23 protein-coding genes are annotated in these 21,510 nt (G+C 69.4%); 12 read left to right on the top strand and 11 right to left on the bottom strand.

Features of this window, described 5'->3' with window-relative positions:
- Positions 1-456: 456 nt before the first annotated feature.
- Entirely contained in the window at positions 457-1,542 is a 1,086-nt protein-coding gene (locus L880_RS33355) for an alpha/beta hydrolase family protein (RefSeq protein WP_245615333.1), read from the top strand.
- On the opposite strand, the gene L880_RS0123715 is transcribed toward L880_RS33355, so the two are convergent.
- The 6 genes from L880_RS0123715 to L880_RS0123690 form a co-directional block, all read right to left on the bottom strand.
- Positions 1,533-2,141 (bottom strand): MarC family protein, encoded by a 609-nt coding sequence (locus L880_RS0123715; RefSeq protein WP_027477780.1) that lies wholly within the window; start codon positions 2,139-2,141, stop codon positions 1,533-1,535. The two genes, L880_RS33355 and L880_RS0123715, sit on opposite strands and share 10 nt — an antisense overlap.
- Positions 2,142-2,144: 3 nt before the next feature.
- Complete coding sequence (locus L880_RS0123710) at positions 2,145-2,558, bottom strand: VOC family protein (protein WP_027477779.1); 414 nt, start codon at positions 2,556-2,558, stop codon at positions 2,145-2,147.
- A gap of 40 nt (positions 2,559-2,598) precedes the next feature.
- Complete coding sequence (locus tag L880_RS0123705; protein WP_084461608.1) at positions 2,599-3,540, bottom strand: patatin-like phospholipase family protein; 942 nt, start codon at positions 3,538-3,540, stop codon at positions 2,599-2,601.
- Positions 3,540-4,172, bottom strand: a complete 633-nt coding sequence (locus L880_RS34540) for an OmpA family protein (protein WP_084461600.1) — start codon at positions 4,170-4,172, stop codon at positions 3,540-3,542. The genes L880_RS0123705 and L880_RS34540 overlap by 1 nt, the downstream gene beginning before the upstream one ends.
- Positions 4,173-4,372: 200 nt before the next feature.
- On the bottom strand, positions 4,373-4,747 hold the full coding sequence (locus L880_RS0123695) for a hypothetical protein (protein WP_027477777.1): 375 nt from the start codon (positions 4,745-4,747) through the stop codon (positions 4,373-4,375).
- A gap of 61 nt (positions 4,748-4,808) precedes the next feature.
- The gene (locus tag L880_RS0123690; protein ID WP_027477776.1) at positions 4,809-5,174 is read right to left on the bottom strand and encodes a TraR/DksA family transcriptional regulator; all 366 of its coding nucleotides are present in this window, start codon (positions 5,172-5,174) and stop codon (positions 4,809-4,811) included.
- A gap of 208 nt (positions 5,175-5,382) precedes the next feature.
- Here L880_RS0123690 and L880_RS0123685 point away from each other — a divergent pair, with 208 nt between their 5' ends.
- On the top strand, positions 5,383-6,201 hold the full coding sequence (locus tag L880_RS0123685) for an enoyl-CoA hydratase/isomerase family protein (protein WP_027477775.1): 819 nt from the start codon (positions 5,383-5,385) through the stop codon (positions 6,199-6,201).
- 35 nt (positions 6,202-6,236) lie between these two features.
- Here L880_RS0123685 and L880_RS0123680 read toward each other — a convergent pair whose 3' ends face one another.
- A complete protein-coding gene (locus L880_RS0123680) occupies positions 6,237-6,881 on the bottom strand; it encodes a glutathione S-transferase (RefSeq protein WP_027477774.1) in 645 nt (214 codons plus the stop codon).
- A 127-nt stretch (positions 6,882-7,008) separates the two neighbouring features.
- On the opposite strand from L880_RS0123680, the gene L880_RS0123675 reads away from it, so the two are divergent.
- The 8 genes from L880_RS0123675 to L880_RS0123640 all read left to right on the top strand — a co-directional run bounded on the left by L880_RS0123675 (position 7,009) and on the right by L880_RS0123640 (position 14,353).
- Positions 7,009-7,383, top strand: a complete 375-nt coding sequence (locus L880_RS0123675; RefSeq protein WP_027477773.1) for a hypothetical protein — start codon at positions 7,009-7,011, stop codon at positions 7,381-7,383.
- A gap of 108 nt (positions 7,384-7,491) precedes the next feature.
- Positions 7,492-8,061, top strand: coding sequence for a Crp/Fnr family transcriptional regulator (locus L880_RS0123670; RefSeq protein ID WP_027477772.1), 570 nt, complete (start codon positions 7,492-7,494; stop codon positions 8,059-8,061).
- A 23-nt stretch (positions 8,062-8,084) separates the two neighbouring features.
- Positions 8,085-8,444, top strand: a complete 360-nt coding sequence (locus tag L880_RS0123665; RefSeq protein WP_027477771.1) for a DUF2946 family protein — start codon at positions 8,085-8,087, stop codon at positions 8,442-8,444.
- A gap of 82 nt (positions 8,445-8,526) precedes the next feature.
- Complete coding sequence (locus tag L880_RS0123660; RefSeq protein WP_027477770.1) at positions 8,527-10,917, top strand: TonB-dependent receptor; 2,391 nt, start codon at positions 8,527-8,529, stop codon at positions 10,915-10,917.
- An 11-nt stretch (positions 10,918-10,928) separates the two neighbouring features.
- Positions 10,929-11,516 carry a YcnI family copper-binding membrane protein gene (locus L880_RS0123655; RefSeq protein WP_027477769.1) on the top strand — a complete coding sequence of 196 codons (588 nt, stop codon included), beginning with the start codon at positions 10,929-10,931 and terminating at the stop codon, positions 11,514-11,516.
- A gap of 22 nt (positions 11,517-11,538) precedes the next feature.
- The gene (locus L880_RS0123650) at positions 11,539-12,018 is read left to right on the top strand and encodes a copper chaperone PCu(A)C (RefSeq protein WP_027477768.1); all 480 of its coding nucleotides are present in this window, start codon (positions 11,539-11,541) and stop codon (positions 12,016-12,018) included.
- A 131-nt stretch (positions 12,019-12,149) separates the two neighbouring features.
- A complete protein-coding gene (locus L880_RS0123645; RefSeq protein ID WP_027477767.1) occupies positions 12,150-12,983 on the top strand; it encodes a PhaM family polyhydroxyalkanoate granule multifunctional regulatory protein in 834 nt (277 codons plus the stop codon).
- A gap of 89 nt (positions 12,984-13,072) precedes the next feature.
- Entirely contained in the window at positions 13,073-14,353 is a 1,281-nt protein-coding gene (locus L880_RS0123640) for an FIST signal transduction protein (RefSeq protein ID WP_027477766.1), read from the top strand.
- On the opposite strand, the gene L880_RS0123635 is transcribed toward L880_RS0123640, so the two are convergent.
- Positions 14,314-14,856 (bottom strand): MarR family winged helix-turn-helix transcriptional regulator, encoded by a 543-nt coding sequence (locus tag L880_RS0123635; RefSeq protein ID WP_027477765.1) that lies wholly within the window; start codon positions 14,854-14,856, stop codon positions 14,314-14,316. The two genes, L880_RS0123640 and L880_RS0123635, sit on opposite strands and share 40 nt — an antisense overlap.
- Positions 14,857-14,992: 136 nt before the next feature.
- Here L880_RS0123635 and L880_RS0123630 point away from each other — a divergent pair, with 136 nt between their 5' ends.
- A complete protein-coding gene (locus tag L880_RS0123630) occupies positions 14,993-16,198 on the top strand; it encodes a sulfite oxidase (RefSeq protein WP_027477764.1) in 1,206 nt (401 codons plus the stop codon).
- Position 16,199: 1 nt separating this feature from the next.
- Here L880_RS0123630 and L880_RS0123625 read toward each other — a convergent pair whose 3' ends face one another.
- Positions 16,200-16,955 (bottom strand): helix-turn-helix domain-containing protein, encoded by a 756-nt coding sequence (locus L880_RS0123625; protein ID WP_027477763.1) that lies wholly within the window; start codon positions 16,953-16,955, stop codon positions 16,200-16,202.
- A 167-nt stretch (positions 16,956-17,122) separates the two neighbouring features.
- Here L880_RS0123625 and L880_RS0123620 point away from each other — a divergent pair, with 167 nt between their 5' ends.
- Entirely contained in the window at positions 17,123-19,051 is a 1,929-nt protein-coding gene (locus L880_RS0123620; protein WP_027477762.1) for an MFS transporter, read from the top strand.
- A 29-nt stretch (positions 19,052-19,080) separates the two neighbouring features.
- On the opposite strand, the gene L880_RS0123615 is transcribed toward L880_RS0123620, so the two are convergent.
- Both L880_RS0123615 and pstS read right to left on the bottom strand, forming a co-directional pair.
- Positions 19,081-20,265: a saccharopine dehydrogenase family protein gene (locus L880_RS0123615; protein ID WP_027477761.1), complete on the bottom strand. Its 1,185-nt coding sequence runs from the start codon at positions 20,263-20,265 to the stop codon at positions 19,081-19,083.
- Positions 20,266-20,356: 91 nt separating this feature from the next.
- Positions 20,357-21,472: a phosphate ABC transporter substrate-binding protein PstS gene (gene pstS, locus L880_RS0123610; protein WP_084461604.1), complete on the bottom strand. Its 1,116-nt coding sequence runs from the start codon at positions 21,470-21,472 to the stop codon at positions 20,357-20,359.
- Positions 21,473-21,510: the final 38 nt, after the last annotated feature.

Raw genomic sequence — 21,510 nt, 5'->3', positions numbered from 1 at the left:
CCCCCCTGGCGCGAGCAGCGCAGGGAACCACGAAGTGGCCCTGACTTCGGGTCGCCTTTCTTTGCTTACTTTCTTTGGCGAAGCAAAGAAAGTGAGGCGGCCGCCGGGCCGCAACCCCGGCCTCCGCCCTCAAACACATAACAGAAGCCTCAGAGCGCAGCGGCAACACCTGTCCGCCACTCAGTGACCCAAGGGCTACAGCGGCATTGCAGAGAAGCGCTGCATCGAGATGAAGGCGCACGAATCCGTTGGAAGCCAGCGAGCAGAAGGTGACACAGGCGGGGGGTCGCTGGCGCCCATGGCGTGGATGACGCGCCTCGGCAGCCCCTGCCGGCATTTCGCGCCGCTTTGCTGCATCCCGTCGCAGCAGGCTCGCGACAAAGGCTCTTCTGGATGAAAGTCTGCCCCAAGGCGCTCACATGGCGCATGCGGTTCAACAACATCCGGAGGATCAAAATGACTTGCTTCACAGCCCGCATCACTGTCAACCACCTGCGTGTCGGTCAGCGCGCTTCCCAGCCCCGCGCCTTGTGGCGCCGGGTGCTCGGTGCCGGGGCCTTGTTGGCGCTCAGCTTCTCGGCCCAGGCCTTCCAGGCGGGCATGCGCCAGATCACCGTGCCCGGCGAGGATCCGATTCCGGTGGCCCTGTTCTACCCGACCCAGGCCCCCGCCAAGGCCGTACCCATGGGGCTGTGGGCGCCTGAAGTGGCGCCGGGTGCGCCTGCCGAAGCCCGTTTCAAGGGCTTGATCCTGTTGTCGCATGGCACCGGCGGCAGCGAACTGGGGCACCACAACCTGGCCACCCGCCTGGCCGCGCAGGGCTATCTGGTCGCCGCGCCCCGCCATCCCCATGACGACTGGCAGGATCGCAACCTGGTCAACTCAGGCCGCTATTTCGGCGAGCGCGCCCATCAGGCCAGCCGCGTGATCGATGCGGTGCTGGCCGATCCTCAATGGGGCCCCCGTGTGCCGGAGGGGCGCATCGGGGCGCTGGGGCACTCGGCTGGGGGCTACACCGTCATGGCGCTGGCCGCCGATCAGGTCCAGCCTGCGCTGGCGGGGCAGCATTGCCGTCAGGTCAGCGACGACCCCATGTTCTGCCGGCTGGGCAACGGGGCCCTGGCCAGCACCCCGGGAGCCAAGCCTGCGGCGGCGGTGGCGGAGGACGCCACGCGGGTCGGAGACCCGCGGATCCGGGCCGTGCTGGCCATGGCCCCTGTCGGGGTGGTGTTTGACGCTGCCGCCCTGCAGCAGGTGCGGGTGCCTGTCCGGATCTATACCGCGCAGTTCGATCAGGTGCTCAACAGCCGATACCACGGCGACTGGCTGGCCCGGCAGGTGCCCAAGGCCGAAGCCGTCTCGGTGCCTGGGGCCGGGCACTTTGCCTTCATGGCCAAGCCTTCGCGTTCCATCCCGTCGGACGCGGGCGACCCGGCATCCGACCCGGCGGGCTTTGACCGTGAGGCATTCCAGCAAGGACTGGCCGAAGACGTGGTGGCCTTCTTCGATCGCAGTCTCGATGGCCGCCGTGCTCAGCCGTGAGTCAGCTGCGGCACCAACACCTTCAACCCCCGCAGCAGCATCTCCACCGACACCGCCACCAGGATCAGCCCCATCAGGCGCTCGAAGGCCAGCACCACCCGCTCGCCCACCAGCCGCTGGATGCGGTCGGCCAGCACCAGCACCACGGCGCACACCGCCATGGTCACGCTCAGGGCGCCCACCCACTCCAGGCGCCGCTCGGGCGCCTGTGACACCAGCAGCAGCACGGTGGCCAGGGCCGAGGGGCCGGCCAGGGCGGGGATGGCCAGCGGCACGATCAGGGGTTCGCCCTCGGGCAGCGGGCTGCCGGCCTCGCGGGCGCTGGGGAAGATCATGCGCAGCGCGATCAGGAACAGCACCACCGCGCCGGCCAGTTGCAGGGCCAGATCGCTCAGGTTCATCTGGCGCAGAAAGCCTTCGCCCATGAACATGAAGCTGAGCAGCAGGCCGAAGGCAATCGCCACCTCCCGCACGATGACCCAGGGCCGGCGGCTGGGCGGCACGTTGCGCAGGGCGCTGGCGAAGATCGGGATGTTGCCCAGCGGATCGGTGATCAGCAGCAGCAAGATGGTGGCCGAGGTGAATGTGTAGCTGGTCACGGCTCAGCTTTCGTAGACCGAGTCCAGCGAGTCGAAGCCCTTGACCTCGATCGGGTTGCCGAAGGGGTCGCAGAAGAACATCGTCCATTGCTGGCCGGGCTGGCCTTCAAAGCGCAGCTGGGGCGGCAGCACGAACTCGGTGCCTGCGGCCTGCAGCCGGGCTGCCAGGGCCTGCCAGTCGGGGGTTTCCAGGATCACCCCCAGATGGGGCATGGGCACCAGCTTGTCCCCCACATGGCCGGTGGGCGCGGTGGCGAACGGGGTGCCCAGGTGCAGCGAGAGCTGGTGGCCGAAGAAATCGAAATCCACCCAGGTGGCGGTGCTGCGCCCTTCACGGCAGCCCAGCACGTCGCCATAGAAGCGACGCGCCGTGTCCAGATCGGTGACGTTGTAGGCGAGGTGGAACAGGCTTTTCATGGCGCCGGAGGATAGCAGCCCCGGCGCCAGGCGGCACGGCTCAGCCCGCCCGGGCCTTGCCCGGCAGGCGACGGGCCAGCTCGGGCAGGGCCCGGCGACCGGCCTCGTAGCCGGCCTGGATCATCTCGCGCCGCGACTGGAAGTCGGTGCTGCTGAAGCGGCTGGTGTCGGGCCGGATCACCAGATCGGCCTGCTTGGCCTCCAGCTGGATCAGGGCCCGGCCCATGATCTCGAACGATTGCAGGATCACCTCGTACAGGCCGGCGCCGGTGTTGTTGCGCGGCGGTGTGCTGACATCCACCGCAATCACGAAATCGGCCCCCAGCTGGCGTGCCTGCTGCACCGGCAGCGGGCTGACCAGTCCGCCGTCCACCAGCTCCTGACCATTCACCATGGCGGGCACGAACACGCCCGGGATGGCGCAGGAGGCGCGCACGGCCAAACCGGCGTCGCCGCTTTTCAGGGCCAGCAGCTCGCCGCTGACCAGTTGGGTGGTCACGGCACAGAAGGGGATGCGAAAGCGCTCGATGGGCTGCTGGCGCAGTTGCTCATTGACCAGCTTTTGCAAGGCCTCGCCGGCAAACAGGCCGCGTTTGTTGGCAGCGCTCAGGTCGGCCACGTCCAGGTCGCGCACCTTGAGCGCGATCTCCTCGATCTGCCAGGGGCTCATGCCGGCGGCGTAGCAGGCGCCGATCAGGGCCCCGGCGCTGGTACCGGCCACGGCATCGGCGCGGTAGCCCGCCTCGTCCAGGGCCTTGAGCACGCCGATGTGGGCAAAGCCGCGCGCCGAGCCGCCACCCAGCGCCAAGGCCACCCGGGGCACCGGGTTTCCGATGGGTTTGCTCGGAGGGGTGGCGGGGGCCGGCGTCAGGGGCTTGACTGCAGCGTCGGCCGTGCGGGCGGTGTGGGCCAGGAGCGCCAGGCCCAGCACCGCGGTGCCCAGGCTGCGGCGGGGCAGGTGGTCGTCTGGGGTGCTTGGCATCATGAAGCGGCTGCCGGGCGCACCAGGCCCTGGTCGATCATGGATTTGAGTCGGTCCCAGGCCGATTCGAAGGCGTTGGGGGCCTCACCTCGGGTCAGGGTGTCGAGTTGCTCGTCCAGCACCAGCACCTCGACGCGCCGGTTCAGGCGCCGCCCCTCTTCGGTGGCGTTGGAGGCGACCGGGCGCTTGTACGAGTAAGCCTCGGTTTTCAGGCGCTGCGCGGGCACGCCCAGGGCGATCAGTTCGCGCCGCACGGTCTGCGCCCGGGCTTCGGACAGGGCCTGGTTGGTGGCGTCCGAGCCGGTGTTGTCGGTGTGGCCTTCCAGCACCACCGGATGCTCGGTCTTGTGCAGCAGCAGATCGGCCACGCGGCTGAGGTAGGGGCCGGATTCGGCCGGGTTCAGGCTGGCCTGGCCGGTTTCGAACAGGGCCGAGCCAGGCAGAAAGATCTGCACCCCGCGTGGCGACTGGGCCACGGCCAGGGTGGGGCCGCTGTAAGGGGCGGGCGCCGCGGCGGCGGGCACCGGGGCCGGGGGCGGACTTTGGCAGGCACCCAGGGTCAGGGCGGTGACCAGGGCGGTCGCCAGCACAAAGGGGTGTCGCAGGCTCAAGGGGGGTGGGGTGGGGGTCATCTTGTTGGGGGCCGGGGGAACGGAGGCCGATTATCGAAAGTGCCCCCCGTTTTGGCGCAGACGAGCGGCGCAACAACAGGGCTTCAGCGTGAAATTCGCCGCAGAAAACACCATTTGCGCGCCGTTGCGCCCATGAAAAAGCCCCCGGGCCGGTGGGCGACGGGGGCTGTGTTCGGCGCGCGGCCTGGGCCGCGCGGGTTTCAGGCCACGGAGGGGTCGGCGGCCAGGTTGTCGAACTTCTTGAAGTACTGGCGGGCCAGGGCCACCAGCTGGGCGTCGGTGGGGTGGTCGGCGGCGATCGAGTCGACGATCACACCGGCAACCGCCTTCTGGTGGCTGGCGCACCAGTCACGGAAGTTGGTGCGGGCCAGGCCGGGGCCGGTCAGCAGCACTTCGCGGGTGCCGGCCAGGGCTTCGGCGATGGTGGCGTAGAAGGCCACGTCGTCGGCGGTCTTGCCCTGGTGCTTGTGGTGGCTGCGCGACTTGATGCGCTGGGCTTCCACATGCTCGCGGTCGAACATCAGCACATGGGCTTCGGAATGGTCCAGCCAGACGACGGCGTGAAAAGTGGTCATGAGGTCTCTCTTTCTGAGGTGGGTGAGTGATGAAGGGACGGCACGGGCTGCGCAGGCAGGCTCAGTGCGCGTGGGTGTGTTCCAGGGCTTCCTGGCAGCGGATGCAGCGCTCGGCCTCGGGGGCGGCATGCAGCCGCGCCGCCGGGATCTCGACGCCGCAGTCCAGGCATTCGCCGTAGTGGCCTTCGTCGATTCGCTTGAGGGCGGCATCGATGGCCGCCACTTCGGCGGTTTCGCGTTCATCGAGTGCAAAAGCCAGTTCACGCTCGGTGGCCGATTGGGCGTGTGAATCTTCGGGTTGCGGGGCGCGGCCCTCGGCTTGCGCGCGGTCGACCAGGCCGCCGCGCTGCAGGGCCAGTTGTTCAATCAACGAGGCACGCTGGGCCAGCAGTTGTTCGCGGAAGGGTTGGGTGAGGTGAGGGTGCATGGTGGCCTTTCTGATCTCTGCTTTCTGATCTCTGGTTCGGCCCGGTCTCCTGGGCCATGGCTTCATGATCTGCCTGGTGCCGGGTGCCGTCTTTGATCGTGGTCAAGGGCGGGCATGGGGGTGATGACGGGCACTGCAGGTGACAGCGCGTTGCGCCTGGGGCGCCGCACAATCCGGGCGAGTCCAACCCAAGACCCAGGAGACCGACATGACGAGCCACGCCACCCCGGCACCCGACTACACGCGCTACACCACCCTGGCCATCAGCCGCCGCGGCCCCGAAGGGCAGGTGCTGGACATCCAGATGCGCGCCCTCAACGGCAAGTTGCCCACCGCAGGCCATGCGGGCCACCGCGAGCTGGCCGAGATCTGGCGCGATGTGTCGGCCGACGACAGCGTGCGGGTGGCGGTGCTGCGCGGCGAGGCCGGGGGCTTCTCGGGCGGTGGCGATCTGGCCATGGTGCAGGAGATGAGCGACAGCCACGAGACCCGGGTGCGGGTCTGGAAAGAGGCGCGCGACCTGGTCTACAACCTGATCAACTGCGACAAGCCCATCGTCAGCGCCATGCACGGGCCGGCGGTGGGGGCGGGCCTGGTGGCCGGCCTGCTGGCCGACGTGTCGATCGCCGCGCGCAATGCCCGCATCGTGGACGGCCACACCAAGCTGGGCGTGGCCGCCGGTGACCACGCGGCCATCGTCTGGCCGCTGCTGTGCGGCATGGCACGGGCCAAGTACTACCTGCTGCTGTGCGAGCCCCTGTCGGGCGAGGAGGCCGAGCGCATCGGCCTGGTGTCGTTGGCGGTGGACGAGGCCGAGCTGTTGCCACGCGCCTACGAGGTGGCCGAGCGCCTGGCCGCGGGCAGCCAGAGCGCCATCCGCTGGACCAAGTACGCGCTCAACAACTGGCTGCGCCAGGCCGGGCCCACCTTCGACAGCTCGCTGGCGCTCGAATTTTTGGGCTTTGCCGGCCCGGATGTGCGCGAGGGCATCAGCGCCTTGCGTGAGCGCCGCCCGGCCCGGTTCTGAGGGGCTTGAGTCCGGGCCCGCAGGGGCGCCTCGGCTTACTTGCGCCGGCTCAGCATCAGCTCGGTGTTGGCCTTGCGGTCGGCATTGATCTTCTGCACGTGCGGGCGCTCACCCATGCGCTTGAGGTAGTCGCGCACCGGCAGCTCGGCCAGGTAGTCGCGGCCATAGACGATCTTGGTGGCGCCGCTGATCAGCGGCAGGTGCACGATGGCGGTGCAGTCGGCCAGGCTGAATTGATCGCCTGCGATGAAGGGCTGGTCAAAGCGGGCCAGCTTGGCAAAGGCCGCGATGTTCTTCTCAAGCTGGGCGCTGATCTTCTCGCGCGTGCCCTCGCTCACCTGGCCTCCGAAAAAGGCCTGCGGGTACAGGTTGCGGGCCACCAGCTCCAGGTGCAGCTCCAGGTAGGTGATCAACTCGCGCACCTTGGCGGCGGCAAAGGGGTCGGCCGGCAGCAGGGGCTGGGCCGGGTGGGTCTGTTCGATGTATTCGCAGATCACGGCCGACTCACTCAGGGCGCCGTGTTCGGTCTTCAGGTAGGGCACCTTGCCCATCGGGCTGGCCTGCAGGTCCACCTCGCCCACCCAGGCGAGTTCCTCTTCGAAGGGCAGGCCCTTCTCCAGCAGGGCCAGTTTGACCTTGTTGTAATAGTTGCTTGCCGCAAATCCGCAAAGTTTCAGCATCGGGGGTCTCCTGTTGGTCGTTCATGGGGCCGGCCGCTTGCCGCCGCCGGCGCTCGCCATCGTAAAGGCCTGCCGGGGCAGTCGGGCGTCCCGCGCTTGACTTGCTGCGGTGCGACATAATTCGGAAATGCCGTCCATCCGCCCACGTCAGCTCTTCGCCCGCTCCATGCTGGCGTGGTTCGTGCTGTTCGTCGGCGCCTCGGTGGCCTCGCCGCTGATCCATCCGGTGGATTGGCAGGAGGTGTGCACCTCGGCGGGCGCGCGTCGCTTGGTGGTGGGCAGCAACAGCGCCGACGGGGCCGATGGCGTCTGGATCGCCCTGGCCCACACGCTGGACTGCCCGGCCTGTCTGCCGGGTCTGGCCCCGGCACCCGGCCCCTCGGCCCTGGCCGCACCGACCTGGGTCGCGGCCCTGGCGCCCGGTGCGCCCCGTGGTGCCGGGCCTGTGCCCCGCGCGGCCAGCGCCCCGCTGCCGGCGCGCGGCCCACCCGGATCGGCCTGACGCCGCTTCGGACCGGGCCGACCCTTGCCGTCGGCTTCGGGCTCAGTCATGCATGCCTGGGAACGCTTTTTGCCTGTCCCTGGCGTTCGTCTTATCAAGGGGGTCTTGATGACCTGTCAAGAAATTCAGCTGCCCGGCGAGGCCAAGTCCTTGCGCATGGGCGATTCATTGTTGGAAGCCGGTGCCGTGGGCCCGGTGTGGCGCGTCACCCGCGGGGTGTTCCGCCTGGAGCGTGTCAGCGACGAAGGCGTGGCCTTTGTGCAATTGGCCTTGCCAGGGGATCTGCTGGGGGTGGAAGCCTTGTGCAGCGAGCGCTATTCGTTCTCGGCCACCGCGGTGGTCGACAGCGAGGCCGTGCCCCTGGCCCTGGCCGACGAGGCCGCCCGGCACCGTGTGCTGGCCGATGCCTTCCTACAGCAGCAGGCGCGCACCGCCGAGGCCGTGCGCCTTCGCAGCGGCACCGTGGCCAGTCGGGTGGACCACTTTCTGACCACGCTGGCGCATGCCACCGGGGTGATCACCCAGCGCGTGCGCGACTGCGACCTGCCCTACCTGCGCGACATCGCCCACATCGTGGACTCGGCACCCGAGAGCGTGTGCCGGGCCATGGGGGGCCTGGTGGCCCCCCGCACCCGGGCACGCCCGGCGCGGCGCAAGCTGGACTCTGCGCTGGCCTGAGCTTTCCCGCATAATCAGCCGCCATGCACACCCTGCGCCAAGCCCGATACCTCGCCCGCCTGATGGTGGCGTGGTTTGTGCTGTCGCTGGGCGTGGCGGTGGCTTCGCCCCTGGTCGCGCCGCTCGACATGGAGCTGGTGTGCTCCTCCACCGGCGCCATCAAGGTGCTGGTCAAGTCGGCCGACGGCAGCACGGCCAGCCAGACCGGCCACACCCTCGACTGCCCTCTGTGCGCCGCCCTGGGCGCGCCGCCCCCGGTGCACACCGTGGTGCTGCCCCCGGTGCTGCCGCTGGGCCATGTGCTGCAGAGCATCCCGGCCGCGCGCATCGCGGCCCTCACGGCGGCGCCCCTGCCGCCTCGCGGCCCGCCCGCACTCGCCTGAAATCCAGCCTTCCCGGCCACCGCCTGCGCTCGCCTGATGTGAGCCGCCGGTGCGCCCAGGCCTGTTCTTTTCTGGAGTGCCCATGCGCAAAAGCCGCATGGCGGCGGCCCTGGCCGTCGCCTTTCCCCGTGTTTCCACCGCCTTCACCGGCCCGGTCCTGACCGGTGTGCTGGCCTTGTCCCTGCTGCCCCTGGCCCAGGCCGACGACAACAACAACGCCCCCAGCAAGTCGCTGGGCGTGGTCACCATCACCAGCGGCCAGCCCAGCTCGCTGCCCACGCAGATCCCCACCACCCTGGAGGGGGCCACCCGCGAGCAGATCGAGACCACCATCAACGCCACCGACAGCGAAGACGCGCTCAAGTACTTCCCCAGCCTGCTGGTGCGCAAGCGCTACATCGGCGACTACAACCACGCCATCCTGTCCACCCGGGCCTCGGGCACCGGCAACAGCGCGCGCTCCATGGTGTATGCCGACGGCATCCTGCTGTCCAACCTGTTGGGCAACGGGGTCGGGGGCCTGAGCTTTCCGCCCCGCTGGGGCCTGGTCACGCCCGAAGAGATCGAGCGCGTGGACGTGATGTACGGTCCCTTCTCGGCGGCCTACGCCGGCAACTCGGCCGGCGCCGTGGTCGACTACGTGACCCGCATGCCCACCCAGTTCGAGGCCCATGTCTCGGCCGGCTTCACCACCCAGCCTTTCGACCTCTACAACACCCATGACACCTACAAGGCCTGGCAGACCAGCGCCTCGCTGGGCAACAAGAACGGGGATCTGTCGTGGTGGCTCAACTTCAACCACACCGACAGCGACGGCCAGCCCCTGACCTTTGCCACCCGCCTGCTCAGTGCCGGCAGCGCCACTGGCTCGGGCACCGCAGTGACCGGCGCCGTGGCCAATGCCAACAACGCCGGCCAGAAGTGGATCGTGCTCGGCACCGGTACCCAGTACCACACGGTGCAGGACCATGTGAAGGCCAAGCTGGCCTATGACTTCACGCCCACCGTGCGCGGCAGCTACACCCTGGGCATCTGGCAGAACACCTCGGTGGGCAGCCCGGTGTCCTACCTGCGCAACGCGGCCGGGCAGACCGTCTACAGCGGGGCTTTCAGCACTGGCGGGCTCACCTACTCGGGCTCGCAGGCCCTGACCGGCGCCGACTTTGCGCTGACCCGCCAGGCCAGCACCCACTTCATGCACGGCCTGTCCCTCAAGAGCCACACCCAGGGCGAGTGGGACTGGGAGCTGGCCGCCAGCCTGTACGACTACAGCCGCGACCTGCTGCGCCAGAACGCGGCCAGCAACCCCGCGCCAGCGGCCGCCAGCGGCGGCGCCGGCACTCTGGCCGACGGTGGTGGCACCGGCTGGAACACCCTGGCCGCACGGGGCACCTGGCGCCCCACCGGTTTGCAGGGCGCGCACATCGTCGACTTCGGCGTGCAGCAAGACAGCTACAAGCTCAGCTACGTCACCAGCACCCTCAGCAACAACTGGCTCAGCGATGCGTCGGGCAGCCTGGCCTCCAGCGTGAAGGGTCGCACCCAGTTGCGCAGCCTGTGGGCCCAGGACGTGTGGGCCTTCGCGCCGCGCTGGAAGGCCGTGCTGGGCCTGCGCCTGGAAGACTGGACGGCCACCCAGGGCCAGACCGCCTTCTCGGCCAGCAGCGCGCTCGCTTTTGCCGAGCGCTCGGTGCAGGCTGCCTCGCCCAAGGCCGCGCTGTCCTGGCAATGGCAGCCCGACACCGTGCTCAAGGCCTCGCTGGGCCGGGCCGTGCGCTTCCCGACCGTGGCCGAGCTGTACGGCGCCACCTCGACCACCAACTCGCAGTACATCAACGACCCCAACCTGAAGCCCGAGCGCTCCTGGACGGCCGAGTTGAGTGCCGAAAAAGACCTGGGCAACGCCCTGGCGCGCCTGACCTACTTCGCGGAGACCACGCGCGACGCGCTGTACTCGCAAACCGTGTACGACGCCGCGGCCAACAAGAACATCAGCCGCGTGCAGAACGTGGGCCGCATCGACACCCAGGGCCTGGAGGCCGCCTTCAATGGCCAGGGCGTGGGCTGGCGCGAGCTCGACGTGCTGGGCAGCGTGACCTATGCGCACTCCATCATCAAGGAGAACGCAGGCTACGTCAGCACCCCCGGCGACACCCTGGGCCGCCAGCAGCCCAACATCCCGCGCTGGCGCGCCACCGCCCAGGCCACCTGGCACTTCAACCCGCAGTGGAGCGCCAGCCTGGGCGCGCGCTACAGCGGCACCCAGTACCGCACGCTGAACAACGCCGACACCAACGGCTTCACCTACATGGGCGTGAGCCGTTACTTCACCACCGACCTGCGGGTGCTGTGGCGCATCGACAAGACCCTGACGGCCTCGTTTGGCATCGACAACCTGAACAATTACCAGTACTGGAACTTCCACCCCTACCCGCAGCGCAGCTACCAGGCCAATCTGCGGGCTGATTTCTGAAGGCGCATCCCATGTTCAAACCTGTTTTCCTCCGGGCCGCTCTGGGCCTGACCCTCGGGCTGAGTGCCGCCGCGCAGGCCCACGTCACCCTGGAGCAGCCCCAGGCCACCGCCGGCGCTGCCTACAAGGCCGTCTTCAAGGTGGGCCATGCCTGCGGCGAAGGCCAATCCACCCACACCATCACCGTGCGCGTGCCCGAGGGCTTTCGCGGCGCCCAGCCGGTGCCCAAGGCGGGTTGGACCCTGAGTGTGCAGCGCGCCGCGCTGGCCCAGCCCTACGAGGCCCATGGCCACCTGGTCAAAGATGACGTGGTCGAGGTGCGCTGGCAGGCCCAGGGCCCCGCCAACGCTTTGCCGGGCGCCTACTATGATGAGTTCGTGCTGCGTGGCACGCCGGCCGGCCCGGCCGGGCCGCTGTGGTTCAAGGTGCTGCAGGGCTGTGACGGTGGCCAGTCCGACTGGGCCGAGGTGCCCGCCTCGGGCAGTTCCACCCGGGGCCTGAAGGCCCCGGCCGCCCTGCTCGAGGTGGTGGCACCGGCCGCTGCAGTCGTCCCGTCGGTCCCGGCCACCCCCGCCGCCCCGGCCGCCCATGTCCATTGATTCCATTGCCAGAAAGACCTCCATGCAAAAAGCATTCATGACCCTGATCGCCGCCGCCAGCCTCGCACTGGCCGCCTTGCCTGCCAGCGCCCAGGTGGTGCAGGTGCAAGGCGCCTGGGCACGCGCCAGCGTGCCGGGCCAGAAGGCCACCGGCGCTTTCATGACCCTCACCGCCCCGGCGGGCGCCACCCTGGTGGGCGTCAGCACGCCGGCGGCGGGCCTGGCCGAGGTGCATGAGATGAAGATGGAAGGGGATGTCATGAAGATGCGCGCCCTGCCGTCGCTGCCCTTGCCGGCTGGCCAGGCGGTGGAGCTCAAGCCCGGCGGCTACCACGTCATGCTGCTCGACCTCAAGGCCCCGCTGGCCAAGGACAGCCAGCTGCCCCTGACGCTGAAGCTGCGCGACGCCAAGGGCGCCGAAAGCCAGCTCGACATCAGCGTGCCCGTGTCGGCCACGCCGCCGGCGGGCGGCATGGCCGGCCACGAGCACCACAAGCACTGACGCCACGGGCGCTGCAACCAAAGGCAAGCCTTGTGTGCAGCGCCCCGATCAGGTGCAATTCCGCCTGTTCCAGCGGTGCGACCTCCGGTAAGCTGCGGCCATCGATCTCAATTTCAGAAGATGGAGCAGACATGACGGACACCACCCCCTTCGGCTTCGGCAAACTTGTGCCGGGTTTCGACTTCTTGCAGAACCTGGCCAGTTCGGCCGTCAAAGGGGCGCAGCAGGGCCTGCCCAACATGCCCAGCCTCTCCAGCTGGGTGGCCCCCACCCTGAGCGTCGAAGAGATCGACAAGCGCATCAGCGAACTCAAAGCCGTGCAGTTCTGGCTCGATCAGAATGCCCGCGCCCTGGCCGCCACCATCCAGGCCCTGGAGGTGCAGAAGATGACCCTGGCCACCCTGAAGGGCATGAACTTCAGCATGGGCGATGTGGCCAAGGCCTTCCAGGTCAAGACCGCCGACATGGTGGCCGAGATGCAGAAGGCCTCGGCCAACCTGGCTGCCGCTGCCACCGCCGCCACCACGGCCTCGGCACCCCCCGCACCGGCTCCGGCCCCCGCGCCGGAACCCGAGCCCGCACCGCCCCCCGCGCCAGAACCCGCCCCGCAGGCCGAGGCAGCGGCTGCTCCCGGTGTGATCGACCCCCTGCAATGGTGGGGCGCGCTGACCCAGCAGTTCCAGCAGATCGCCACCGACGCCATCAAGGACACGGCGGTGGCCCAGGCCCTGGACAACACGCGCAACCTGGCCACCGGTCTGGCGCGCGAGGCCCTCAAGACCACGGCCGAAGCCGTGAGTGCCGGCGTCAAGGTGGCCAAGGCCGCCAAGGCCAAGGCCAGCCCCGAAGCCATGGCCCCCGCCCCGGCCAAGGCCGCCACCCAGAAGGCGCCCGCCGCCCGCAAGGCCCCGGCGGCCAAGAAGGCAGCCCCTGCCAAGAAGGCCGCGCCGCGCCGCGCCTCCTGAAGTCAGGCTGGCCCGGGGCCAACCGGGCCAGATTGCGTCTGACGGGGTTTTGACGCGGCAGAATGGGGGCACGCCATCGCGGAGTCCTCATGTCACTTTTTCCTCACGGCCACGCCACCCATCCCCAGTGGCGCATGGCAGCCGGCCTGGTGCTGGCCCAGTTGCGGGCCCAGATGGCCTTGCCCGGGTATGCGTCCAACCCCACGCTGGGCCTGCTCTACATCACCGACCATTACGCCCCCGAGGCCCAGAATCTGCTCGATTTCCTGTCGGCCGAGCTGCCCGAGATCAACGACTGGGCGGGCACCGTGGGCATCGGTGTGGCGGCCAACAACGCCGAATACTTTGACGAACCTGCCCTGTCCCTGATGCTGTGCGACATCCCGGCACACCAGTACCGGGTGTTCTCGGGCGTGGCGCCGCTGGGCCTGGGCTTCCAGGCCCATACCGCGCTGGTGCACGCCGATGCCGGCACGCCCGATGTGGCGGAGCTGATCGCCGAGATGGCCGCCCGCACCGACACGGGCTACCTGTTCGGCGGCCTGGCCGCCAGCCGCCATGGCAGCGTGCAGTTTGCCGTGGGGGGCGATGGCAACATCCGCGGCCACGGCGCGGCGCGTGGCGTGTTCCGCGGCGGGCTGAGCGGGGTGGCCTTCACCGAAGAGGTGTCGCTGATCTCGCGCGTGACCCAGGGCTGCCTGCCGGTGGCGCCGGTGCACGAGGTGACGGCCGCCGACGGCCATGTGGTGCTGGCCCTGGATGGCGAGCCGGCGCTGGCCGTGCTGCTGCGCGACCTGCGCGTCACGCTCGACCTCGATGGCCCGCAGCGCAGCCCCGCCCTGCAGCAGGCCCTGGAGGTGTTGCGCTCCACCCTGGTGGGCCTGAGCGCGGCAGGCGACGACAGCCTGGACCGGCACGGCCGTTTCGGCGCCGATGTGCTGGTGCGCCACATCATCGGGCTCGACCCGGCGCGCCAGGGGGTGGCCGTGGCGCACCCGCTGCAGGTGGGCATGCGCCTGGCGTTCTGCCGCCGCGACGTGCAGGCCGCCCGGGCCGATCTGATGCGCATCTGCGCCGAGATCCGCGAAGAGCTGGAGCCCGAGATGCTCTCCGTCGACCAGGCCACGGCCCTGTCGGCGGGCTTGCCCGAGGCCGGCCCCGTGGCCGGGCGCCGCATGGCCGGGGCCGTGTACGTGAGTTGTTCAGGGCGCGGCGGCCCGCATTTCGGTGGGCCCAGTGCCGAGCTGCAGATCGTGCGCCACGCACTGGGCGATGTGCCCCTGGTGGGCTTTTTTGCCGGTGGCGAGATCGCCCGCCACCACCTGTATGGCTACACCGGGGTGCTGACGGTGTTCACCACCGAGGATTGATCGGCCTCATCAGGGGGTGTGGCCTGGTGGCGCGCATGCTCGATCAGCCGATCGAACAACTCGCCCAGGCGGGCCTGGTCCGACTCGGACAAGGCGCCAAAGATGGCCTGGTTGCGCCGTTCGATCACTTCCATGGTGCGGCGCCATTGGCTGCGACCTGCTTCGGTCAGGCTCAGCACCACGCCTCGGCCATCGGTGGGGCTGGCCTGCTTGAGCACCAGGCCCTGATCCACCAGCGATTGCGCGGCCCGGCTGGCCTGGCCCTTGTTCAGGTTGGCCCGGTGCGCCAGGTCGTTCACCGACAGCGGCTCGAAAGCCCCGATCGAGGCCAGGCAGCGCCCGTCGCTCAGCGGCAGGCCCGCCTCGGCCAGGTAGGCGCGCTGGCTTTCCAGGTCGGTCAGCTTGTGCAGCAGGTGCAGCCGGTAGGTCAGGGTGCGCTCCAGCGGCATGGCCGGCACGGGCGTGTGCTGCGGCCTTGTGGAGGAGGTGGGGATCTTTGCCATAGGGGTAAGTCTACCCACGGCACAGCTCGGACCGGCGCTGGCTTTGGTCCACAATCGTGGTCAGACCTTTTCTGCTCTGTCGAGCTGTCTGCCTAAGGGCAGGCCGGTTCGCCAGCCTGTTCCTTGTCGGTGTTCCATGTCCGAATCCATCCAGACTGCCTGCCTTTCTTCCGCATCCCGCCGCCGCTGGCTGGGTGGTGCTGCGGGCCTGTGCCTGCTCGGAGGCTGGCAATCCCCGGTGTTTGCCGAGCCGCGCGTGCTGCCCGGCTATGCGTCCTGGAAAGATGCCTCCGCCCTGGAAGAGCACAGCCACCTGGCCCTCGAAACCCGGCGCAGCGCCATGGGCAGCAGCGTCATCACCCCGGCCAGCCAGTTGTTCGTGCGCAGCCACCTGCCGCCACCCGAGGCCCGCATCCTCAGTGACCGCGACGCCTGGGTGCTGCAGACGGCCGGCCTCAAGCAGGCCCGTGACATCACCTTGGGCGAACTGCGTGAGCTGGGCCTGGAGACCGTGGCCACGGTGCTGCAATCGGCCGGCAATGGCCGGGCCTTCATCCCGGGCAAGGTCAATGGCCTGCCCTGGGGCGTGGGCGCGGCCGGCTGCGTGGTCTGGAGCGGCGTGCCGCTGCGCCGCGTGGTCAGCGCGCTGGGCGGGCTGGACCCTGCGGCGCGCTTCATCACCGCCACCGGTGCCGAGGTGCTACCCGAGGGCATCGACCCGCTGAGCCTGCTGCCCGAGCGCTCTGTGCCTTTGCTCGCCCTGGATGACGCCTTGCTGGCCTGGGAGATGAATGGCGAGCCGCTGCCGCTGGCCCATGGCGGGCCCTTGCGCCTGATCGTGCCCGGCTACTACGCCGAGAACCAGATCAAGTACATCCGCCGCCTGGCCTTCACCGAGCAGGAGAGCGCGGCCCGCATGATGGCCCGCGATTACCGCCTCACCCCCGTGGGGGCCGAACCCGGGCCGGGCGATGCCCCGCTGTGGGAGATGGACCTCAAATCCTGGATCAACAGCCCCGCCCCGGGCGGGCGGGCGCTCAAGCCCGGGCCGGTGCGCGTGCTGGGCGTGGCCTTTGGCGGCACCCGCGCCGTGCGCCAGGTCGAGGTGTCGGTCGATGGCGGCCAGCGCTGGGGCGTGGCCCAGTTCTCCGGCCCCGACCTGGGCCGCTTCGCCTGGCGCCAGTTCGTCTTCGAGACCGAGCTGCGCACCGGCAGCCACGTGCTGGCCAGCCGCGTCACCGATGCCGAGGGCCGCGAGCAGCCGCGCCTGCGCACCGACAATGCCGGCGGTTTTGCCAACAACAGCTGGCTCGACCACGCCATCAAGGTGCAGGTGGGGTGAATCACGATCCCGTTCTGAGCGGCTGGATGCGCCGCAGCGCGCTGAAGGCCTCGAACTCCCAGCTGCGCTGGGCCAGCAGCAGGGTGTAGCCCTCGCGCTGGCTTTCGGGCAGCTTCTGGTCGGCCAGGTGCTGCTGGGCAAAATCCTGCGCCACGCGCTGCAGCCGCTCCATGAACATGGGCGCCAGGCTGCGGCTGATGCTGCCGTGCACCAGCAGCAGGCCCTCGTCCGGCCCCGAGAAGGCGCCTGAAAAATAGTCCAGCAAGGCGTGTTCGCGGAAGAAGTTCATCACCGGCCCGTGCGGGCGCCAGCGAAAGGTCTTGGCCAGCTTGAGGCGGTAGCGGTTCAACGGGCGCAGCTCGATGATGCCCACCCGGTCCAGTTGCAGCAGGGCCTTCACCGCCTCGGCCTCGCTCAGGCGGTAGGTCTGGGTGATCTGCTCCAGCGTCCACTGGCTCAGCACGCAGATGGCGCACAGCAGCAGCTTCTTGTCGGCCACCACGGCGCGCTCCTGCGCCTCGGTCAGCTGGGCCAGCAGGGGCTGGGCATCGGCCACCCGGCGGGCCAGGTCGGCAAAGTCGAGCCGCAGCACACGGCAGATCGCGTCGATGCGCGACAGCGAAAGATCGCCCTTGGCCAGCATGCGCTTGACGCTGGACTCGGCCATGCCCAGCGCACGCGCCAGGTCGGCATAGGTCATCTGGGCGGATTTCAGTTCCTGCTTGAGGATGCGGATCAGGTCGGCGGTGCTGCTCATGGGGGTCTGCCAGGGGCTTGGGTATCGGATTGGGCTACTAAAAGGTGATTTTGAGCATTCTGGTGCCAAAAACGTGTCGCTGCACGACGGCGTTGCAGACACTCGGGGCTCAGGTCACCGGGCCCGCCTGCCTCTAAACTCGGCCCACCGTTGATTTCTGTCACACCATGAACCCCTCCGTCCAGGACGCTCATTCCGAGCACCCCAACCAGTTCGCCCTGCTGCGCCAGCGTCGGTTTGCACCGTTCTTCTGGACCCAGTTCTGCGGTGCGGCCAACGACAACCTGTTCAAGTTCGCCTTCACGGTGATGGTCACCTACCAGCTGCAGGTCAGCTGGTTGCCGCCTTCGCTGGCCGGGCTGGTGATCGGGGCACTGTTCATCCTGCCTTATGTGCTGTTCTCGGCCACCTCAGGCCAGTTGGCCGACAAGTGGGACAAGACGCGGCTGATCCGCCTGGTCAAGTCGCTCGAGATCGCCATCATGCTGATCGCGGCCTGGGGCTTTGTCAGTGGCCTGGTGCCGGTGTTGCTGTTGTGCACCTTCCTGATGGGGTTGCACAGCACCTTGTTCGGGCCGGTCAAGTTTGCCTATATGCCCCAGGTGCTGAGCGAGCGCGAGCTCACCGGGGGCAATGGCATGGTCGAGATGGGCACCTTCGTGGCGATTCTGCTGGGCCAGGTGGCGGGTGGGCTGCTGGTGGCCGTGCCCGCCGTGGGGCATGCCGAGGTGGCCGTGGCCTGCGTGCTGCTGGCCCTGCTGGGGCGTGGCGTGGCGCAGGCGATTCCGGCCACGCCAGCCACCGACCCGGGGCTGAAGATCAACTGGAACCCGGTCAGCGAGACCTGGCGCAACCTGCGCCTGGCGCGCGAGAACGTGGTGGTGTTCCGCTCGCTGCTGGGCATCAGCTGGATGTGGTTCTTCGGCGCGGTGTTCCTGAGCCAGTTCCCCAGCTTTGCCAAAGAGGTGCTGCACGGCGATGAAAAGGTGGCCTCGCTGCTGCTGGTGGTGTTCTCGGTGGGCATCGGCATCGGTTCGCTGCTGTGCGAGGTGTTGTCGCGCCGCCATGTCGAGATCGGCCTGGTGCCGCTGGGCGCCATCGGCATGAGCGTGTTTGCCATCGACCTGTACTTCGCCTCGCGCGGCCTGCCGCCAGCCGAGCAGATGGGCCTGGCCGCCTTCGTGGCCCAGCCGGCGCACTGGCATGTGATGGCCGACCTGCTGCTGCTGAGCCTGTTCGCCGGCCTGTACAGCGTGCCCATGTACGCCCTGATCCAGATGCGCAGCCAGCCCACCCACCGGGCCCGCATCATCGCGGCCAACAACATCCTCAATGCGCTGTTCATGATCGGCAGCTCGGTGATCGCCGGCGCCCTGCTGGGCGCGGGCTTCAGCATCCCGCAGGTGTTCCTGTTCGTGGGCCTGGCCAATGCGGTGGTGGCCGGCTACATCTTCCTGCTGGTGCCCGAGTACCTGCTGCGCTTCGTGGCCTGGGTGATGTCACGCTGCATCTACCGCTTCCGGGTGCGTGGCGACGAGCACCTGCCGGTGGCCGGGGCCGCCGTGCTGGCCTGCAACCATGTGAGCTTTGTCGATGCCGTGCTGCTGATGGCGGCCAGCCCGCGCCCGATCTACTTCCTGATGGACCACCGCATCTTCCGCACACCGCTGCTGGGCACGCTGTTCCGCCTGGCCCGGGCCATCCCGATCGCGCCGCAGAAGGAAGACCCCGCCGCTTACGAAGCCGCCTTCGAGCGCGCTGCCCAGGTGCTGCGCGAGGGCGATCTGCTGGCCATCTTCCCCGAAGGCGGCATCACCCGCGATGGGCAGCTGCAGCCCTTCAAGGGCGGCATCGTGAAGATCCTGCAGCGCGCCCAGGCCGACGGCCTGAGCGTGCCGGTGGTGCCCATGGCCCTGACCCATCTGTGGGGCTCGTTCTTCAGCCGCATCGAGCAGGGCGACGCCATGGTGCGCCCCTTCCGTCGTGGCCTGTTCAACCGCGTCGGGCTGGAGGTGGGGGCGCCGATGACGCCGGCCGGCCTCAGCCCCGAGAGCCTGCGCGAGCAGGTGGCGGTGCTGCTGGCGCGCGGAGACTGAGCTTCGGCCTCAGTCCCCAGCACCCGATCTCAGTCTTCCACCCTGAAACTCAGGCCCGCGTGGGCCTGCAGGCGGGCGATGAGCCTGTCACCCATGGCCGAGGCCGGGGTCCAGATGCCGCCCGGGGTGGCGGCGCTGTCGAGCAGCAGGCAGGCCGCGGCCTCGCTGATCATCTTGGAGGTGGAGCCATAGCCCGGGTCGCGGTCGCCCGTCACGCCCACTTTCAGGCTGTGGCCGGCGCTGTCGTGGCCCAGGAACAGCACGTCGTAGTAGCCCGCCTCGCGCTCTTCGCGTGAGGGGCCTTCGCCCGGTTGGGGGCCGGCGTCCGAGCCCATGGACTTGTCATTGGCCACGGCCTGGGCGATGGCCTGGCCTTTTTCGCCCGCGCCGGTGACCAGCATCTCGTCGTACACGAAATCGGCCCCGTAGGCCTGTTGCAGCAAAAAGTTGGAGCGGTGCACATTGCGGGTGTTGATGGCCGCCATCACAAAGGGGGCCACCCACAGGCCCAGGGCTTCGTCGAGCTCGGGCTTGTTGCCCGAGGGCTGGCGCGGGCCTTCAAAGCCCGGGGTCAGCGAGAAGGGGTTGCGCAGCAGGGCCAGCACGCCGGGGTCGCTGGCGGCGGCGGCCATGGTGGCCTTCAGGCTGGCGGCGGTGCCGCCCGAGAAGGTGCCCTTCATCTTGCGCACCCGGCCGCGCACGCGCTGGGCGGGCTGGCCGAAGCGGGCCTTCATCTCGGTCTGCAGCAGCAGCACACCCAGGTCGAAGGGGATGGAGTCGAAGCCGCAGGAGAACACGATGCGGGCGCCGCTGGCGCGCGCCTGGGCCTCGTGGGCATCGATCATGTGGCGCATCCAGGCGGGCTCGCCGCACAGGTCCACGTAGTCCACGCCGGCCTGGGCGCAGGCGGCCACCAGTTCGTTGCCATACAGCTGATAGGGGCCGACCGTGGTCAGCACCAGGCGGGTCTGCGCCATCAGCGCCTGCAGGCTGGCCGGGTCGCTGCTGTCGGTCACCACCAGGGGGGTGTCGGCCGGGGCGCCCAGTTCGTCGCGCACGGCGGCCAGCTTGGCGGCGCTGCGCCCGCCCATGGCCCAACGCAGGCCACTGCCGGCCGGGTTCGAGTTCGGGTATTGGCGCAGCAGGTATTCGACCACCAGGCGGCCGGTGAAACCCGTGGCGCCGTGCACCACGATGTCAAAGGGTTTGCTCATGAGGGCTCCTAGAAAAACCGTTGTTGCGCAGAGGCGCAGCACAAAGGCCGCGATTTTGGAGCCCGCCGGCGCGGGGCGCTGTCGCCCAGGTTCAGCCCGCCTGGGCCACCGCCGAGAAGGCCTCGGTGCCCAGCTTGCGGCCTTGCTTGTCGACCACGCTGCTCAGGGCCTTGAAGGCGCTGGCCTGCAGGGCGTCCGGCAGGCGCACAAAGCTCAGGCCTTCCACCACCGAGTCGCCCTTGAGCAGGGCCCACATCAGAAAGCGCAGGGCCCGCGCCGTCTCGGCCGGCTGGCTGCTCACGCGTGGCAGCAGCACGAAGGTGCCCATGGTGATCGGCCACACCCCGGGCCCGGGCAGGTTGGCCAGGCTGGCGTGGAAGTTGCCCCTGGCCGTCCAGTCGCTGGCGCGCAGGGCGGCCTTGAAGCCGGCCACGCCCGCCGTGGCAAATTCACCGGCGGCGTTGCGCAGCTGCACCGGGCTCAGGCTGTTCGCGCCCACATAGTTGAAGTCGACATAGCCGATGGCGCCCGCCGTGTCCTGCACGGCGCGCACCACGCCGTCGCTGCCCTTGGCGCCCGTCACATGATCGCCCCAGGCCAGGCTGGTCTTGGCGCCCAGGCGTTCCTTCCAGGTCGGGCTCAGGCGGGCCAGGTAGTCGGCCACGTACCAGGTGGTGCCCGAGCCATCGCTGCGGCCCACCGGGCGGATGGCCAGGTCGGGCAGGCTGAGCTCGGGGTTCAGGGCCGCGATCTCGGGGGCCGACCAGCGCGTGATGCTGCCCAGGAAGATCTGCGCCAGCACCTCGCCGGTCAGGCGCAGCCGGCCCCGGGGCACGCGCGGCAGGTTCACCACCGGCACGGCGCCGGTCACAAAGGTGGGCACCAGCAGCAGTTGGTCACGGCCCAGTTCGGCCTCGGTGGGGGCCACATCCGAGGCGCCAAAGGCCACCTCTTGGGCGCGGATCTTCTTCAGCCCGGCCGACGAGCCACTGGCCTCGTACTGCAGCTGCACGTCCTGGGTCTTGCCATAGGCCGCGGCCCAGGCCCGGTACAGCGGGGCCGCGGCCGAGGAACCGGCCCCCGTCAGGGTCTCCCCGGCCCGGGCCAGGCCCCAGGGCGTGGCCAGCAGCAGCGCCAGGGTGGCGCGGCGGCTCAGCGCGGGGGGCAGGGCGTCATTCGGGAGGGGGTGGGCAGGGCGGGTGTTCATGGCGCGGTCGGGCAACAAGCGCGCGATGATACGGGCAG

The sequence above is a fragment of the Curvibacter gracilis ATCC BAA-807 genome, from assembly GCF_000518645.1.
Classification (GTDB): domain Bacteria; phylum Pseudomonadota; class Gammaproteobacteria; order Burkholderiales; family Burkholderiaceae_C; genus Curvibacter; species Curvibacter gracilis.
Note: the sequence above shows the minus strand (reverse complement) of the source record. Positions and strands in the feature narration are given on the sequence as shown.